Origin of the sequence: Rhodococcus sp. NPDC058532 (assembly GCF_042719255.1) — a bacterium.
Classification (GTDB): Bacteria; Actinomycetota; Actinomycetes; order Mycobacteriales; family Mycobacteriaceae; genus Rhodococcus_G.
Genome location: NZ_JBHXNU010000002.1, coordinates 37304 through 52196, shown reverse-complemented (window position 1 = coordinate 52196; position 14893 = coordinate 37304). Strand labels below are relative to the sequence as shown.

The 14893-nt window shown below is 72.3% G+C and carries 15 protein-coding genes; 7 read left to right on the top strand and 8 right to left on the bottom strand.

Translation table 11 applies throughout. The annotated features are described in order from the left end of the window. Positions 1 to 26: 26 nt before the first annotated feature. The 7 genes from ACFWQG_RS03060 to ACFWQG_RS03030 all read right to left on the bottom strand — a co-directional run bounded on the left by ACFWQG_RS03060 (position 27) and on the right by ACFWQG_RS03030 (position 5660). Positions 27 to 1022, bottom strand: coding sequence for a DUF1648 domain-containing protein (locus ACFWQG_RS03060; RefSeq protein WP_378506115.1), 996 nt, complete (start codon positions 1020 to 1022; stop codon positions 27 to 29). After that, entirely contained in the window at positions 1019 to 1369 is a 351-nt protein-coding gene (locus ACFWQG_RS03055; protein WP_378506114.1) for a GntR family transcriptional regulator, read from the bottom strand. Before ACFWQG_RS03055 ends, ACFWQG_RS03060 begins: the two co-directional genes overlap by 4 nt. A 120-nt stretch (positions 1370 to 1489) precedes the next feature. Next, a complete protein-coding gene (locus tag ACFWQG_RS03050; protein WP_378506393.1) occupies positions 1490 to 3871 on the bottom strand; it encodes an ATP-binding cassette domain-containing protein in 2382 nt (793 codons plus the stop codon). Between the two features lie 70 nt (positions 3872 to 3941). After that, positions 3942 to 4568 carry a glyoxalase gene (locus ACFWQG_RS03045; RefSeq protein ID WP_378506113.1) on the bottom strand — a complete coding sequence of 209 codons (627 nt, stop codon included), beginning with the start codon at positions 4566 to 4568 and terminating at the stop codon, positions 3942 to 3944. Then, entirely contained in the window at positions 4565 to 4978 is a 414-nt protein-coding gene (locus tag ACFWQG_RS03040; RefSeq protein ID WP_378506112.1) for a VOC family protein, read from the bottom strand. Before ACFWQG_RS03040 ends, ACFWQG_RS03045 begins: the two co-directional genes overlap by 4 nt. Positions 4979 to 4988: 10 nt before the next feature. Next, positions 4989 to 5438, bottom strand: a complete 450-nt coding sequence (locus ACFWQG_RS03035) for a helix-turn-helix transcriptional regulator (RefSeq protein ID WP_378506111.1) — start codon at positions 5436 to 5438, stop codon at positions 4989 to 4991. A 57-nt stretch (positions 5439 to 5495) separates the two neighbouring features. Further along, the gene (locus ACFWQG_RS03030) at positions 5496 to 5660 is read right to left on the bottom strand and encodes a hypothetical protein (RefSeq protein WP_378506110.1); all 165 of its coding nucleotides are present in this window, start codon (positions 5658 to 5660) and stop codon (positions 5496 to 5498) included. Between the two features lie 198 nt (positions 5661 to 5858). Here ACFWQG_RS03030 and ACFWQG_RS03025 point away from each other — a divergent pair, with 198 nt between their 5' ends. The 5 genes from ACFWQG_RS03025 (at position 5859) to ACFWQG_RS03005 (ending at position 11340) form a co-directional block, all read left to right on the top strand. Beyond that, a complete protein-coding gene (locus tag ACFWQG_RS03025; RefSeq protein WP_378506109.1) occupies positions 5859 to 6329 on the top strand; it encodes an SRPBCC family protein in 471 nt (156 codons plus the stop codon). Between the two features lie 119 nt (positions 6330 to 6448). Further along, a complete protein-coding gene (locus ACFWQG_RS03020) occupies positions 6449 to 7162 on the top strand; it encodes a phosphatidylserine decarboxylase (protein WP_378506108.1) in 714 nt (237 codons plus the stop codon). After that, positions 7159 to 8028 (top strand): CDP-alcohol phosphatidyltransferase family protein, encoded by an 870-nt coding sequence (locus ACFWQG_RS03015; protein WP_378506107.1) that lies wholly within the window; start codon positions 7159 to 7161, stop codon positions 8026 to 8028. Before ACFWQG_RS03020 ends, ACFWQG_RS03015 begins: the two co-directional genes overlap by 4 nt. A 5-nt stretch (positions 8029 to 8033) precedes the next feature. Next, positions 8034 to 9152 (top strand): alpha/beta hydrolase, encoded by a 1119-nt coding sequence (locus ACFWQG_RS03010; RefSeq protein WP_378506106.1) that lies wholly within the window; start codon positions 8034 to 8036, stop codon positions 9150 to 9152. A gap of 10 nt (positions 9153 to 9162) precedes the next feature. After that, positions 9163 to 11340: an AAA family ATPase gene (locus ACFWQG_RS03005; RefSeq protein WP_378506105.1), complete on the top strand. Its 2178-nt coding sequence runs from the start codon at positions 9163 to 9165 to the stop codon at positions 11338 to 11340. 12 nt (positions 11341 to 11352) lie between these two features. On the opposite strand, the gene ACFWQG_RS03000 is transcribed toward ACFWQG_RS03005, so the two are convergent. Next, positions 11353 to 12105 carry an isocitrate lyase/phosphoenolpyruvate mutase family protein gene (locus ACFWQG_RS03000; RefSeq protein ID WP_378506104.1) on the bottom strand — a complete coding sequence of 251 codons (753 nt, stop codon included), beginning with the start codon at positions 12103 to 12105 and terminating at the stop codon, positions 11353 to 11355. A gap of 96 nt (positions 12106 to 12201) precedes the next feature. Between ACFWQG_RS03000 and ACFWQG_RS02995 the strand changes: the two genes are divergently transcribed. Together ACFWQG_RS02995 and ACFWQG_RS02990 are read left to right on the top strand one after the other, a co-directional pair. After that, positions 12202 to 13557: a hypothetical protein gene (locus ACFWQG_RS02995; RefSeq protein ID WP_378506103.1), complete on the top strand. Its 1356-nt coding sequence runs from the start codon at positions 12202 to 12204 to the stop codon at positions 13555 to 13557. Continuing rightward, entirely contained in the window at positions 13554 to 14843 is a 1290-nt protein-coding gene (locus ACFWQG_RS02990) for a hypothetical protein (RefSeq protein WP_378506102.1), read from the top strand. The genes ACFWQG_RS02995 and ACFWQG_RS02990 overlap by 4 nt, the downstream gene beginning before the upstream one ends. The last annotated feature ends 50 nt before the right edge of the window (positions 14844 to 14893 follow it).

The following is a 14893-nucleotide window of genomic DNA, read 5'->3' as shown; positions in this document are numbered from 1 at the left end:
GCGGCGAGCGGCGGACGCGCCCCGCGTCAGACGCGCCCGCGGGCGGCGAGGGCATTGAGCGCGGCGGCCGCGCCGGCCGCGTCGTCGACGGTGACGGTGAACCGTGACCCGTCGCCCCGGGTGACCTGCAGCGCCTCCCCCGGGCGGGCGATCAGCCCGACACCGCGCGGCCCGATCCGGTAGCCGTAGCCGCCGAACCCGTTCAGCACCCGGACGGTGACGGCCCGCGCCTCGGCCACCTCACCGAGCGGGATCGTGATCGCTCGAACCGGGACGAGTCCGCGCGCGGTCAGCCCGCGATGGTCGATGCCGACCCGGACCGGCGCCAGAACGAGTGCCATCAGGGCCGCGGAGATCACGGCGACAACGAGCACCAGGAGCGCGCTCGCGCCGCCGGTGGCCAGCAATGCGCCCGCGACAACGACGGGAACGACCCCCACGCCCACCCCGACCCACCGGGGCATCGACGCGGATCCCGACCAGGCGACCCGCTCGCGGTCCGCGAGCGGAATCCGCGGAGCGTCCGCGGGCGGCGCGTCGCTCGCCCGCGCCGGGCCGGGGGACGGCACCGCACGGGCACCGAGCAGGGCGGCGATCGCGCCGATCACGGCCGCGGCGACGAGTCCCCAGACGGGAACGGTGACGTCGGCCGCGTCGGCGACGCCCCGCTGCGGGGCGGCCATCAGCAGCGGAACCGCGGCGACGAACGACCCGATCCCGGCCGCGGCCGCGACGCCCGTCCGCGCGGTGCGCAGATCGCGGCGGGTGATCAGGACCAGCACCGTCACCAGGACGGCCGCGGTGGCCGGGCCGAGGAGCACCGACCAGCGCGCCGCGCCGGGCGAGGCGAAGCCGTCCGCGTCGCCGCCCGGCCCGAAGTGCACGGCGAGCGGGTCCGGCAGGTCCGCGGACCAGGCACCGAACAGCACGACCGCGACCGCACCGACCAGCAGCGGCGCCGCCAGTGCGGCGACGAGGGCCCGCGGCCACGACACCCGGGGTGTTTCCATCGAGTCGGTCATCCCATCTCCTTCGTCACGAGGGTCACGAGTTCATCCGTGCTCACGCCGAGTCGGCGCGCCTCGACGACGAGGTCCCGCACCACCTCCTGCAGCCTGCCGCGGCGGCCGCCGTCCGCGACGACGACCGCACCCCGCCCGCGCCGGAGTTCGATCAACCCCTCCTCGCGCAGCAGCTGATAGCCCCGCAGCACGGTGTGCACGTTGAGGTCGAGGGAGGCGGCGAGGTCTCGTGCGCCGGGCAGGCGATCGCCGGGCGCGACTCCGCCGTCGGCGATGGCCCGACGCACGCTGGCCGCCACCTGCTCGAACAGCGGCGCCGGCGACGCGGGGTCGATTCGGATGAGCACGACTTCATCGTATTGTTCTATCTCCAATAGAACAAGTTGCCCGACCGTGCACGGCCGAACGGGCGGTTGTCGGGACGGGCTCTCGACCGATGCCCCGACAACCGCCCGTTCGGTGGAGGATCAGGCGCCGACGTACTCCGCGAGGTGCGTGCCGGTGAGGGTCGAGCGCGCGGCGACCAGGTCCGCGGGCGCACCCTCGAAGACCACCCGACCACCGTCGTGGCCCGCACCCGGACCGAGGTCGATGATCCAGTCGGCGTGCGCCATCACCGCCTGATGGTGCTCGATGACGATCACCGACTTGCCGGAGTCCACCAGCCGGTCGAGCAGGCCGAGGAGGTTCTCCACGTCGGCGAGGTGCAGGCCGGTCGTCGGCTCGTCGAGGATGAGGACGTCACCCTTCTCCCCCATGTGGGTGGCGAGCTTGAGGCGTTGCCGCTCACCGCCGGACAGGGTGGTCAGCGGCTGACCGATCTTCACGTAACCGAGGCCAACGTCGACGAGCCTGGCCAGGATCCGGTGCGCCGCCGGAAGCTTCGCGTCACCGCTGCCGAAGAACGCCTCGGCCTCGGCGGCCGACATGGTCAGCACCTCGCTGATGTCCCTGCCGCCGAACGTGTACTCGAGAACCTCGGCCTGGAACCGCTTCCCCTCGCACACCTCACACGGAGCCGAGACGCCGCCCATCATCGCGAGGTCCGAGTAGATCACCCCGGCGCCGTTGCAGTTCGGGCACGCACCGTCGGAGTTCGCGCTGAACAGGCCCGGCTTGACGCCGTTGGCCTTCGCGAACGCCTTCCGGATCGGATCGAGCAGCCCGGTGTACGTGGCGGGATTGCTGCGCCGCGAGCCCTTGATCGCGCCCTGATCGATGGACACCACGCCGTCCCGGCCCGCGACCGACCCCGTGATCAGCGAACTCTTGCCGGAGCCCGCGACGCCGGTCACCACGACGAGCACACCCAACGGGAGGTCGACGTCCACGTCCCGCAGGTTGTGCGCGTCGGCGCCGCGAACCTCGAGTGCGCCTGCGGCGGTGCGCACCGCAGGCTTGAGTGAGGCGCGGTCGTCGAGATGCCGTCCGGTGAGGGTGCCGCTGGCGCGGAGCTCGCCGACGGTGCCCTCGAACACGATCTCGCCGCCGTCGGTGCCCGCGCGCGGGCCGAGGTCGACGACGTGGTCGGCGATCGCGATCGCCTCCGGCTTGTGCTCGACGACGAGCACGGTGTTTCCCTTGTCGCGCAGCTGCAACAGCAGGTTGTTCATCCGCGCGATGTCGTGCGGGTGCAGACCGATCGTCGGTTCGTCGAAGACATAGGTGACATCGGTGAGCGAGGACCCGAGATGCCGGATCAGCTTGGTGCGCTGCGCCTCTCCCCCGGACAGGGTGCCCGCCGGGCGGTCGAGGCTGAGGTAACCGAGGCCGATCTCGACGAACGAGTCGAGCGTGCGACGCAGCGCCGTCAGCAGCGGCGCCACCGTGTCCTCGTCCAGCCCGCCGACCCACTCGGCGAGGTCGCTGATCTGCATCGCGCACACGTCGGCGATGCTGAGGCCGGCGATCTTCGACGACCGGGCCAGCTCGCTGAGCCGGGTTCCCGCGCAGTCCGGGCAAGTCTGGAAGGTGATCGCACGGTCGACGAACGCCCGGATGTGCGGCTGCATCGCCTCACGGTCCTTGGACAGGAACGACTTCTGAATCTTCGGGATCAGGCCCTCGTAGGTGACGTTGACGCCCTCGACCTTGACCTTGGTTGGTTCCTTGTACAGCAGGTCGCCGAGCTGCTTCTTGGTGAACCTGGCAATCGGCTTGTCGGGGTCGAAGAATCCGCAGCCGCGGAAGATCCGGCCGTACCAGCCGTCCATGCTGTAGCCGGGGATCGTCAGCGCGCCCTCGTTCAGCGATTTGTCGGCGTCGTACAGCGCGGTCAGGTCGAAGTCGGAGACCGTGCCCATGCCCTCGCAGCGCGGGCACATCCCGCCGGTGACACTGAAACTTCTGCGCTCCTTGATCTCCAGTCCGCCCTTTTCGACGGTGACCGCCCCGGCACCGCTGATCGACGCGACGTTGAACGAGAACGCCTGCTGCGAGCCGATGTGCGGCGTGCCGATTCGGCTGAACAGGATCCGCAGCATCGCGTTCGCGTCGGTGGCGGTGCCGACCGTCGAGCGCGGGTTCGCGCCCATCCGCTCCTGGTCGACGATGATCGCCGTCGTCAGGCCCTCGAGCACGTCGACGTCGGGCCGCGCGAGCGTCGGCATGAAGCCCTGCACGAACGCGCTGTAGGTCTCGTTGATCATCCGCTGCGATTCGGCGGCGATCGTCGCGAACACCAGTGAACTCTTGCCGGACCCCGAGACGCCGGTGAACACCGTCAGCCGCCGCTTAGGGAGGTCGACGCTGACGTTCTTGAGATTGTTCTCCCGCGCACCGTGCACGCGGATCAGGTCGTGGCTGTCGGCGGCGGGCAGCCCGGCCGGCTGCGTTGTCGTCGGTGCCATGCTCACGTGGTCTCCATCCGTCGAACGGTGCCGCCGTCGCGGCCGTGGTCTCCGTGCCTGTCCGAACCCTTTATACGGGCGCCGTCTCCCACCGGAAGCCGTCCGGATCGGTGCAGGGGCCCGCGGTGCCGCGGACCGCGATGCGGTGCGAGCCGGTGCCCTCGGGGGACACGCCCGCGTTCTTCGCCAACGCCGCACGCCCGTTCAGCGCGAGGGTGACGCCGTCGGGCGCGGCCTCGAACTGAACGTACTTGCGGCCGAAGCTCTTCTGCACGACGAGCCCACGGTCGACGTAGAACTGCTTGCTCGCCTTGACGTCCGCGACCCCGAGCAGCAGGACCAGCTCGTCGAACTGTCGGACCGCCGGTCCGGTGTCCTTCTTCGACGAACTCGCGATCGTCCAGATCGCGCCGTCCGGGGCCTGCACTGCGCCGCCGTACCCCCACAGGCTCTTCCTAGCCGGCTTCAGTTCGGTCGCACCCCCGGCGAGGGCGGCCGCGACATACGCGTCGACGTTGCCGGGCTGGGACACCACCAGCGAGAGCGTGTAGCCGCGGAACCCGGTGGACGGCTCCTGCTCGGCGCGCACGCCGATCCGGGACCCGAGCCCGAGACCGCGGTAGAACGTCTCCGCGGCCGCGACGTCGGCGGCGCCGAGGAGCACCGAGGTCACCATCGTCGACCCTGCGGTGCTCATCGGGTCACCTCGTTGATGCGCAGCAGGTTGCCCGCGGGGTCGCGGACGGCGCAGTCGCGGATGCCGTACGGCTGCTCGATCGGTTCCTGCACGATGTCCGCGCCGCTGGACTCCAGCTTCGCGAACGTCCGGTCGAGGTCGGGGGTGGCGAGGGTGAGGATCGCGTAGGTCCCCTTCGCCATCATCTCGGTGATCGTGCGGCGCTCGTCCTCGGTGATGCCGGGGTCGGCGGCGGGCGGGTGCAGGACGAGGGAGGTGTCGGGTTGGTCCGGGTGCCCGATGGTGATCCAGTACAGCCCGTTGTAGCCGACCTCCTTGCGGACCTCGAAGCCGAGGAGGTCGCGGTAGAACGCCAGTGCGGCGTCGCGGTCGTCGTGGGGAAGGAAGGCCGAGTGAATGGTGAGGTTCATGTCCATCACGCTAGGGCCGCGCGGCGGGCCGCGCTTCTCGATTCCTGACCGGTCTGGTGACCTGCTTGGTGACACACGACTGCATCTCCGCGTCGGACCGCTGCTGGTCCCGGTACACGCTCGGCGGGACGCCGACGAGTTCGGCGAAGCGGGTGCTGAACGTGCCCAGCGAGGAACAGCCGACCGCGAAGCAGACCTCGGTGACGCTGAGGTCGCCGCGGCGCAGCAGGGCCATCGCGCGTTCGATGCGCCGGGTCATCAGGTAGGAGTACGGGGATTCGCCGTACTCCTTCCGGAACTGCCTGCTGAGGTGCCCTGCGGACATGTGCACGCCGCGGGCGAGGGCCTCGACGTCGAGCGGGTGCGCGTAGTCGCGGTCCATCCGGTCCCGGACGCGTCGCAGTCGGGCAAGGTCGCGCAGCCGCTGGGCGGTTGCGGCCTCGTCGGTCGATCCGGTCATTCGACCGATCGTGCCACGGCCGGGGGCCCGCCGGGCCCGGCGACGCGACCCGGCCCGTCAGCGGGTGAAGTGGCCGCGGGCGAGGTCGTCGACCTCGTGCGGGGTGAGCAGCCGTTCGAGCCGCTCGCTCGGCCAGGACGGCCGCCTGCCGAGGCCGTGCCCGATCGGCAGCATCGGGACCGGGTCGCGATGGGCGGGGCGACGAACGACGGGGATCTTCACGGCAGGCTCCGGGTGCGGGTGCCGACCACGGGGGCGGCGGGCGATGGGCTGGATACCCTGTTCATCGCCGTCCACCGGCAAGTCATTACCGCAGGCGCGATGCGAGACCTTGACGAACCCGACCTGCCGACGAATCATAGGTAGCCGACTCATCTGTAACCGTCGGTACCACACACTTCGAACGAACCGGAGAGCCCCGTGACGAACACCCTCGAAGCCACCATCGAGATCGACGCCGCACCGGACGCGGTCTGGCGGGTGATCTCCGACCTCGAGCGCATGGGCAGGTGGAGCCCGCAGTGCAAGGTGATGAAGGTCTTCGGCGGGCCGGTGCGCACCGGCACCAGGACGGTCAACGTGAACAAGAAGGGCCTGCTCGTCTGGCCGACGAGCAGCAAGGTCATCCGGTTCGACCCGAACACGGCCATCGCCTGGCGGGTGGCGGAGAACCGCACCATCTGGAGCTACGAGCTCACCCCGACCGAGCGCGGCACCCGCGTCACCGAACGCCGCGAGGCCCCGACCGGGACCAGCAAGGTCTCCGCGTTCCTCGTCGACAAATTCATGGGCGGGACCGCGGACTTCGAGGTCGAGATGGTGTCGGGAATGAACACCACACTGGCCCGGATCAAGAGCGAGGTGGAGTCCGCGACCGCGCACGCCGGGTGACCGGGGGCCCAGGCCGGCTTTCGGGGTGGGGCGACCGGGCCCCACTCGGCTAGCCTGTGCAGTGCCCGCGGGCGGCGAGCCCGCGGCCGCCCGCACCGTCCCCGACCGAAGAGGATCTCGTGGCCCGCCGACCCATGCCCATTGGCACTCCGCAGCCGACCGGGCTCGCCCACATCGTCGACCTGGTCCGGACCACGATCCCACCCCTGCACCCCGCCGGGTTGCCGTTCGTCCTCGCCCCGCTCGGCGTTGCCGTGCTCGGCCGCCGTCGCCCGTGGCTGCGTCGCACCGGCCTGCTCGCCGCCGGCGCGAGCGCCGCGTTCTTCCGGCACCCGCATCGGGTGCCGCCGAACCGGCCGAACGTGGTGGTCTCCCCCGCGGACGGCGAGGTGGCGCTCGTCGACACCGCCGTCCCGCCCGCGGAACTGGCGATGGGCGATCAGCCGGTGCCGCGGGTCAGCATCTTCCTGTCGGTGCTCGACGTGCACGTGCAGCGGAGCCCCGTCGCGGGTGAGGTCCTTCGGGTCGTGCACCGGCCGGGAAAGTTCCTGTCCGCCGATCTGGCCGAGGCCAGCGACGCCAACGAGCGCAACTCGATGCTGCTGCGGACGCCGTCCGGACATGATGTCGCGGTCGTGCAGATCGCCGGGTTGCTTGCGCGGCGCATCGTCTGCCAGGCCGAGGTCGGCGACCGACTGCCGATCGGTGACACGTACGGCCTGATCCGGTTCGGTTCCCGCGTCGACACCTACTTCCCCGTCGGCACCACGCTGATGGTGGAGAGGGGACAGCGCGCCGTCGGCGCCGAGACCGTGCTCGCGCAGCTCCCGTGAGCCAGCCGGAGGTCGTGACGAACACCCGCCGCGTCGCAACCAGCGGGCTGCTGCTGCTGCCGAGCACGCTGACGATCCTGGCCTTGTGCAGCGGCCTGTCCGCGGTGAAGTTCGCGCTCGGCGGCCAGCTCGGGGTCGCGCTGGGGATGATCGGCGTCGCCGCCGTCCTCGACTCGCTCGACGGCCGGATCGCACGCCTCCTCGACGCGACGACGAAGATCGGCGCGGAGCTCGACTCCCTCGCCGACGCCATCTCGTTCGGCGTTGCACCGGCACTGGTGCTGTACGTGACGCTGCTGGACGGCAGCAACGCGGGCTGGATGGTGGCGCTGGTCTACGCGGTGAGCATCGTGCTGCGACTGGCCCGCTTCAACACCCTTCTCGACGACGAGTCCGCGCCGTCGTACACGAACGAGTTCTTCGTCGGTGTGCCCGCCCCGGCCGGGGCCCTGATCGCCCTGACCCCGATCGCCGCGTATGAGGCGTGGGGGGACGGCTGGTGGTCGTCGTTCTGGCCGGTGTCGGTGTGGACGGTGCTGTCGGCGGTCCTGATCGTCAGCCGGATCCCGACGCTGGCGATGAAGACCTTCTCCGTTCCGCGGCGGATGGCGGCGGTGCTGCTGATCCTGGTCGCCCTGATCGGCGCCGCCCTGATCACCTACCCGTACGTGCTGCTGATCGTTCTCGTCTTCGCGTACCTGGTGCACATCCCGTTCGCGGTCCGATCCAAGCGGTGGGTCGCCGCCCGACCCGAGGTCTGGGACGTCAAACCCGCGGAGCGGCGCGCGATCCGACGAGCACCCGACGGTCACCGGCCGAAGCGTTCGGCGCAACGCCTCGGGCTCCGCAGGCCGCGATCGAAATGAGAGAGATGACGACGACGATGCGACGGGCGATGCGACGGATGTTCGCCGCGGGCCTTCCCGCTGCGGTGGCGATCGGCTCGGTTGGCCTGCCCGCCACGGCCTCGGCGCTCCCGGTCCGCGGGCCGATTCCGGTTGCCGGATCGTCGGTTGCCCCGTCCGGCACCGACACCGAAGTCACCTTCGAGGCGGGCGGCCTCGTGCTGCACGGCAGCCTCCGCGCACCGGCGCACCCGCGCACGGGTGCGGCGGTCCTGCTGCTGCCGGGCAGCGGCCCGACCGACCGGAACGGCAACCAGCCGGGCCTGACCGCGAACACGATCGGCCGGATAGCCGACGACCTGGCCGCGCAGGGCATCCCGAGTCTGCGTTTCGACAAGCTCGGCAGCGGCGCCACCGGCCTCGCCGGGTTGCCGCCCGAACGCCTCGCCGAGTTCGGCTTTACCGCGCAGGTCGATCACGCGGCGGCCGCCGCCCGGGTGCTGGCCGAGCGCACCGGCGTTCCGACGGACCGGCTGATCCTGGTCGGGCACAGCGAGGGCGCCTTCACGGCGCTCGCCCTCGCCGAGCGCGGCATCGGGCACGGCGGCCTCGGGCTGCTTGCCCCGCTCCCGATGCGCTACCTGGACCTGCTCACCGCGCAACTGAACACCCAACTCGATCAGGCCGTCCGGATCGGCCAGATGTCGGTCGCCGACGCCGACGCCGCCCGCGCCACGCTCCGCGACACCATCGCGGGCCTGCGCGAGTCCGGCACCCTGCCCGCCCGACCGGATCCGCTGCTCGCGAGCATCGGCCTGGTCCGCTCGAACGCGAAATTCCTCGCCGAAGCCGACGCGCTCGACCCGGTGCGGTTGGCCGCCGCCGTCCCCGACAGCACCCCGGTCCTGCTGACGTGTTCCGACAAGGACCTGAACGTCAACTGCGCGCAGGTGGGGCCGATCCGCGACGAATTGGGCCACACCGACCTGCATTTCGCGCATTTCACCAATGCCAATCACCTGCTCGACGAGCTGGGCCCGCTCCCGCCCGGCCCGCTGGACATGATCGTGCCGCTCCCGCAGTCGCTGGAGTTCAGCGCGGCGCTGCACGACTGGTCGGCGCGGTTCCCCACCGATCACAACTAGGGTGGGTTCCGTGACGTCCCCGGAACTCGCCCTCACCGCCCGACTGAACACGTCCGCCGCCGACGCCCGCCGCGGGGTGGTGCGCCTGCACCCCGAGGCCCTTGCCGCGCTGGGACTGCGGGAATGGGACGGGATCGCGGTCGTCGGCGGCCGCCGGACCGCCGCCGTTGTCGCGCTCGCGCCGTCCGGAACCCCCACCGGCACCGCCCTCCTCGACGACGTCACCCTGTCGAATGCGCGAGTGAAAGAAGATGCGCGGGTGGTGATTTCACCAGAAACCGTGTACGGCGCCCGCACCGTCACCGTCAGCGGATCCGCGCTGGCAACCCGCTCGATCTCCGACACCACGCTGCGGCAGGCCTTGCTGGGGAAGGTCGTCACCGTCGGGGACACCGTGTCCCTGCTGCCCCGCGACCTCGGCCCCGGCACCTCCACCACCGTGGCGACCCAGTCGCTGTCCCGCACCTTCGGGGTGACCTGGACATCCGAATTGCTGACGGTGACGGCCGTCGACCCGGCCGGACCGGTGAGCGTGCAACCCAACTCGGCCGTCGGCTGGGGCGAAACCCACCGCGCCGCCGCGTCACCCGACGCCGAACCGCGGGCGGTCCGGGAGCCGGAGGTGCGCCGCACGGACGCGGTGCCGGTGCGCGACCTGGTCGGGGTCGCCGCACAGGCAGCCAAGCTCGCGGAATGGCTCACCCTCGCACTCGACGAGCCGGAACTGCTGCACACCCTCGGTGCGTCGGCCCATCTCGGCGTCCTCGTCACCGGGCCCGCCGGGGTAGGGAAGGCGACATTGGCGCGGGCTGTGCTCGCCGGGCGCGGCGTGGTCGAGCTGGACGGACCCACCGTCGGCGCACTCGACTCCGCCGCGCGGCTGCAGCGCGTCGCCGACGCCGTCGCGCACCTCCGCCACGACCGTGGCGTGCTGCTGATCACCGACCTGGATGCGCTGCTGCCCGCCGAGCCGGATCCGGTGTCGACGCTGATCCTCGACGAGCTGCGGCGCGCGGTGGACACCCCGGGGGTCGCGTTCGTCGCCACCACCGCCCACCCCGACGCCCTCGACGGCCGGGCCCGCGGGCAGGACGTCTGCGACCGCGAACTGACCATCCCACTCCCGGACGCAGGCACCCGCCGATCACTGCTCGAGCTGCTGCTCCGCCGGGTGCCGACCGCGACCCTCGACCTCGACGTGATCGCCTCCCGCGCCCCGGGATTCGTTGCCGCCGACCTCGCGGCACTGGTACGGGAGGCGGCGATGCGGGCGGCCGCACGCGCCAGCGCCGACCGCACCGACCCGCGACTCGAACACGCCGACCTGCTCGGCGCGCTCGACGTGATCCGGCCGCTGTCCCGGTCCGGGACCGAGGAGTTGGCGGTCGGGTCGGTCACCCTCGACGACGTCGGGGACATGGTGGAGACCAAGCAGGCGCTGACCGAGGCCGTGCTGTGGCCATTGCAGCACCCCGATTCGTTCGCGCGCCTCGGCGTCGATCCGCCGCGCGGCGTACTGCTGTACGGACCTCCCGGCTGCGGAAAGACGTATCTGGTTCGGGCGCTTGCCAGTTCCGGTCAGCTGTCGGTGCATGCGGTCAAGGGCGCGGAGCTGATGGACAAGTGGGTCGGCGCATCGGAGCGGGCGGTGCGCGAACTGTTCCAGCGGGCACGGGACTCGGCACCGTCGATGATCTTCCTCGATGAGGTGGACGCGCTGGCCCCGCGGCGCGGGCAGTCCACCGACTCGGGGGTCACCGACCGGGTCGTCGCGGCGCTGCTCACCGAACTCGACGGGGTGGAGCCGCTCCGCGACGTCGTCGTGGTCGGTGCCACCAACCGGCCGGACCTGATCGACCCGGCGCTGCTGCGGCCCGGACGGTTGGAGAAGCTGGTGTTCGTTCCGCCGCCGGACGCCGAGGCCCGGCTCGAGATCCTGCGCACGGCAGGACGTTCCGTCCCGCTGGCCGCCGACGTCGACCTCGAAGCACTCGCCGCCGACCTGGACGGCTACTCCGCCGCCGACTGCTCCGCGCTGCTGCGTGAGGCGGCGCTGTCCGCGATGCGCCGCAACGTGGACGCCGCCGACGTCACCTCCGACGACGTGGCCACCGCCCGCGCAACCGTCCGCCCGTCCCTCGACCCCGATCAGGTCGCCCACCTCGCCGCCTACGCCGAGGGCCGCTGATAGCGGGGCCGGTCAGCGCCAACCCGCCAGAATCTCGTTGGCGCGCACCGCAAGCGCAGCCTGAAGCAGCGGGCCGAAGCTGACCCGTCCGACGCCGAGCGCCGCATAGCTCGCCCTCTCGCCGCTGGCGGGGTCGGCGATCGCATTGACCGGCAGCGGCAGCGCCGCCGTCAGCTCGCGATGCACCTCGTCGGTGTGGAAGCCCACCGGGTACAGGCAATCCGCGCCCGCCTCCGCGGCGAGGGTCAGCCGGGCAATGGCCCGCTGCACCCGATCCGACTCGTCACCGACCCGCCGCAGAAACAGGTCGGTGCGGGCGTTGATCACCACATGCACCCCGACCGCGTCCGCGGCGCGGCGCAGGCCCCCGACAACATCGGCGTGCTCCTGCGCCTCCCGCAGCCTGCCGCCCTCACCGTGCACGGTGTCCTCGATGTTGAGCCCGACCGCCCCGGCCTCGACGAGACCGTTGATCAGGGTCTCCGGCGTCTGGCCGTAACCGGACTCGATGTCCACCGAGACCGGAAGGTCGACCGCCGCGGTGATCTGGGCGACACGGGTGAGCAGTTCGGTGAAGCTCATGCCCTCGTTGTCGGCGCGACCGAGGGAGTCGGCCACCGGATGCGAACCGACGGTGAGGGCCGCGAAACCGGCCTCGACGGCGAGCTTCGCCGACCACGCATCCCAGACGGTCGGAAGGATCACCGGCTCCCCGGGCCGGTGCAGCCCGAGGAGCGTGGTGGCCTTCTCGGTGATCGATTCCATGGTGCGTTCCTCGCCTCGTGTTGTGGTGCGCACATCGTGGCACGCCCGGGCCCCACACTCGGCGCATCCGGGCACGTGTTCGGTTAGCGTCGGGCAATGCCTGTCACGCCCCGCGCCGCTGTCCCCGCGCTCGCCGGACTATTCGGCGGCTACCTGGCGGCGTTCGTGCTCACCGATCCGCCCGGCGGGAGGTGGGCGGTCCACACCTCGGGGCGCGAACTCGACCGGTGGCTGAGCGCGCAACCGACCGCGATCGCCGTCGCCGTGGTGGTCGCGGCCGCAACCTGTGCTGCGCTGGCGCGGAACGGGTCGAGGCGGATCGGGTGGGCGGTCGCGGCGGCCTGCGTCGCGGTCCTGCTCGGCGTCCGCCTCGCGGTGCCCGGCGTCGCGGGGGTCGACGGGCTGATCGCGCTGCACACCGTCAAGTGTCTCGCCGCCGGGGCGCTGCTCGGCGCCGCGGTCGCCGCCGGGTGGGGTCACCGGGGCGCGCAGCGCGCGGTCGCCGCTGGCGGGCTCGCGGGCTTTCTGTCGGTGTCCGCGTGGGGTGCCGCGGCGGCACGGGAGAGCACCTCGACCCTCGGCGAGCCCGCGTGGTGGCTGATCGGGGTGACCCTCGCGCTGGCGGCGGCCGCCGCGGCCACCGCGAACGTGTCGTCCCGGATCCCCCGGATCACCGGCCCCGAGGCCGGTGCCGCGCTGCTGACCGTCGTGGTGCTCGCGGCGGTCAACCGGCTGCAGATCGCCTGGATCGGGCAGGGCGGCAACGACACCCGGCTCCGGCAGTGGGTGGTGATCGCGGTCGCGATGGTGGTGGTTCTGGTCGCAACCGAGGTATGCGCCCGGCTGATCGCCCGCCGAACCCGGTCCGGTGACGGGGCGATCGTGCTCGCGGCGACCGGCGTCGCGGCGGCCGCGATGCCGGTCCTCGTCGATCTGCGCAACCCGTTCCGCGACGTCCCGTCCGCCGCCGTGGTCGCGGTGGCCGCCGTCGCGGTCGCCGTCGGCGTCGCGGTCGCGGTCCGCCGTCCGGCCCCGATCGCGGGACTGGCGGTGGCAGCGGCGGTTCCGGTGGTCGGCGCGATCTGGCCGGACCTCGGCGCCCAGGGACCGCTGCTGCTGGTGCGGCTCGCGGTGGTCGGGGTCGGCGCGGGCTGGGCGCTGGCATCCGCCCTGCCCGGGTCGGCGGCGGTCGCCGCCGTCGGGCTGGCGATCCCGTTCGCGTCCACCGTGTTCCACGCGGCGGCGACGGTGATCGTGCCGCACTCCCCGAATGTCATCTTCGACGGCGCCTACGAACCGCTGCGTGGCGTCGAGATGTCACGAGCGTATTCGGAGGACCTCGACGCCTTCTTTGCGATCAGTAGCTACGACGATCGGATGGCGGGCATCGCCCTCGCGGTCGCGGTCGCGTTCTGCGCGTGGGGCGTTCGCGGCGTCCGGGCGGTCCGGTGACGACCGCGCGGAGCACCGTCGCCTTCCTGGCCGCGCTGCTGACCGCGGCCGCGGCGGGCTGGGCGTTGATGACCCCGCTGGCGGCAACCTTCGGGGTTGCCGGATCGGAGGGGCAGATCCGGGCGTTGCTGACCAGCCGGTCGCTCGCCGCCGCGGTCGGACTGCTGGTGGCGGTCGCGGCCGCCGGGGCGTTGTCGCGGCGCGGCTCGGTCCGCACCGCGCGGCTGGCGGCGCTGCTCGGGCTCGGCCTGTCGGTCGCGGTGCTGGTGGTGAACAGCGATGCGCGACAGGTGGAGTGGCTGATCGCGGCGACCTACGTCGCGGGCATCGGCGCGGGCCTTGCGCTCGGCGGTGCGGTGGTCGCCGCCACCGGCCGGGCCGAGGAGGTGGCGGTGACCGGGGGTGCGCTTGCCGCGTTCCTGCTCGTGCCCTATGCCACCGCACGGCTCGATCTCCCGATGACGGTCGGCTGGACCGCGTACGCGCCGCTCACCGACGCGGGCAACGCCGTCGATCCGGCGCCGTGGTGGCTGGTGCTGCCCGCGGCGGTCGCAACGCTGTTCGCGCTGCTGCTCGGCGGCGGGCGCGCCGCGCGGCCGTCGACGCGGGGCGGAACCGTCACCCTCGCCGTCGTGCTCGCCGCCCTGGTGACGAACGCGGCGATCGGTGCGACACAGGACAATCGCACCGTGACCTGGGTGCTGCTCGGGGCGTTCGTCACGGTCGTGATCGGGGCCGCGTTCCTGCTCGATGGGCAGGACGGGACACTGCTGCTCACGACCACCGCGATCGTCGCCGCGGCCGCGGGCACGCTGCCCGGCACGTCCGACCTCACCTGGGTCGGGGTCGCGATCCTGGCGGTCGGGGTGACGGTGGGCGTGGTGGCCGGCGTGCGGTGGCCGGGCGTCGTGGTCGGGCTGACCCTGTTGGCGGCGGTGTGCCTGATCGGCGTGCTGCCGGACGTCGCGGATGGGCTGGGCGACGTGCTCCGCTCGTTCGCGCTCGCCCCGGTCGCCGGGTATGCGGTCGGCTCCTGCGTCGGCGCGAGGTCGGGGGCGACGGTGGCCGGCCTCGCGGTGCTGTTCGTGCCGAGCGCGCTGACGGTCGCCGGGCAGGCATCGGAGTCGGGGCTGCTGGGGGCGCAGTCCCCGTTCACCGAGCTGCCGCGGGGTGCGCTGGCGACCGCGCCGCCGGACCTGCCCGCGGTGGCCCTGGCGATGACGCTGGTCACGCTGACCCTCGTCGCCGCGGTGGGGGCACTGCGGCAGCGCACCGAGGATCGCTGACACCGCCGCCTCGCCCCGCGCCTCCCGCCCCGCCCCATGCATTGAACGGG

Excerpts from the sequence above, each read along its gene's own strand:
- ACFWQG_RS03045 (WP_378506113.1), bottom strand. The coding sequence starts at position 4,568 with ATGAGCACCGCAGGGTCGACGATGGTGACCTCGGTGCTCCTCGGCGCC.
- ACFWQG_RS02995 (WP_378506103.1), top strand. The coding sequence starts at position 12,202 with ATGCCTGTCACGCCCCGCGCCGCTGTCCCCGCGCTCGCCGGACTATTC.
- ACFWQG_RS03035 (WP_378506111.1), bottom strand. The coding sequence starts at position 5,438 with ATGACCGGATCGACCGACGAGGCCGCAACCGCCCAGCGGCTGCGCGAC.
- ACFWQG_RS03000 (WP_378506104.1), bottom strand. The coding sequence starts at position 12,105 with ATGGAATCGATCACCGAGAAGGCCACCACGCTCCTCGGGCTGCACCGG.
- ACFWQG_RS03040 (WP_378506112.1), bottom strand. The coding sequence starts at position 4,978 with ATGAACCTCACCATTCACTCGGCCTTCCTTCCCCACGACGACCGCGAC.
- ACFWQG_RS03010 (WP_378506106.1), top strand. The coding sequence starts at position 8,034 with ATGACGACGACGATGCGACGGGCGATGCGACGGATGTTCGCCGCGGGC.
- ACFWQG_RS03050 (WP_378506393.1), bottom strand. The coding sequence starts at position 3,871 with ATGGCACCGACGACAACGCAGCCGGCCGGGCTGCCCGCCGCCGACAGC.
- ACFWQG_RS03060 (WP_378506115.1), bottom strand. The coding sequence starts at position 1,022 with ATGACCGACTCGATGGAAACACCCCGGGTGTCGTGGCCGCGGGCCCTC.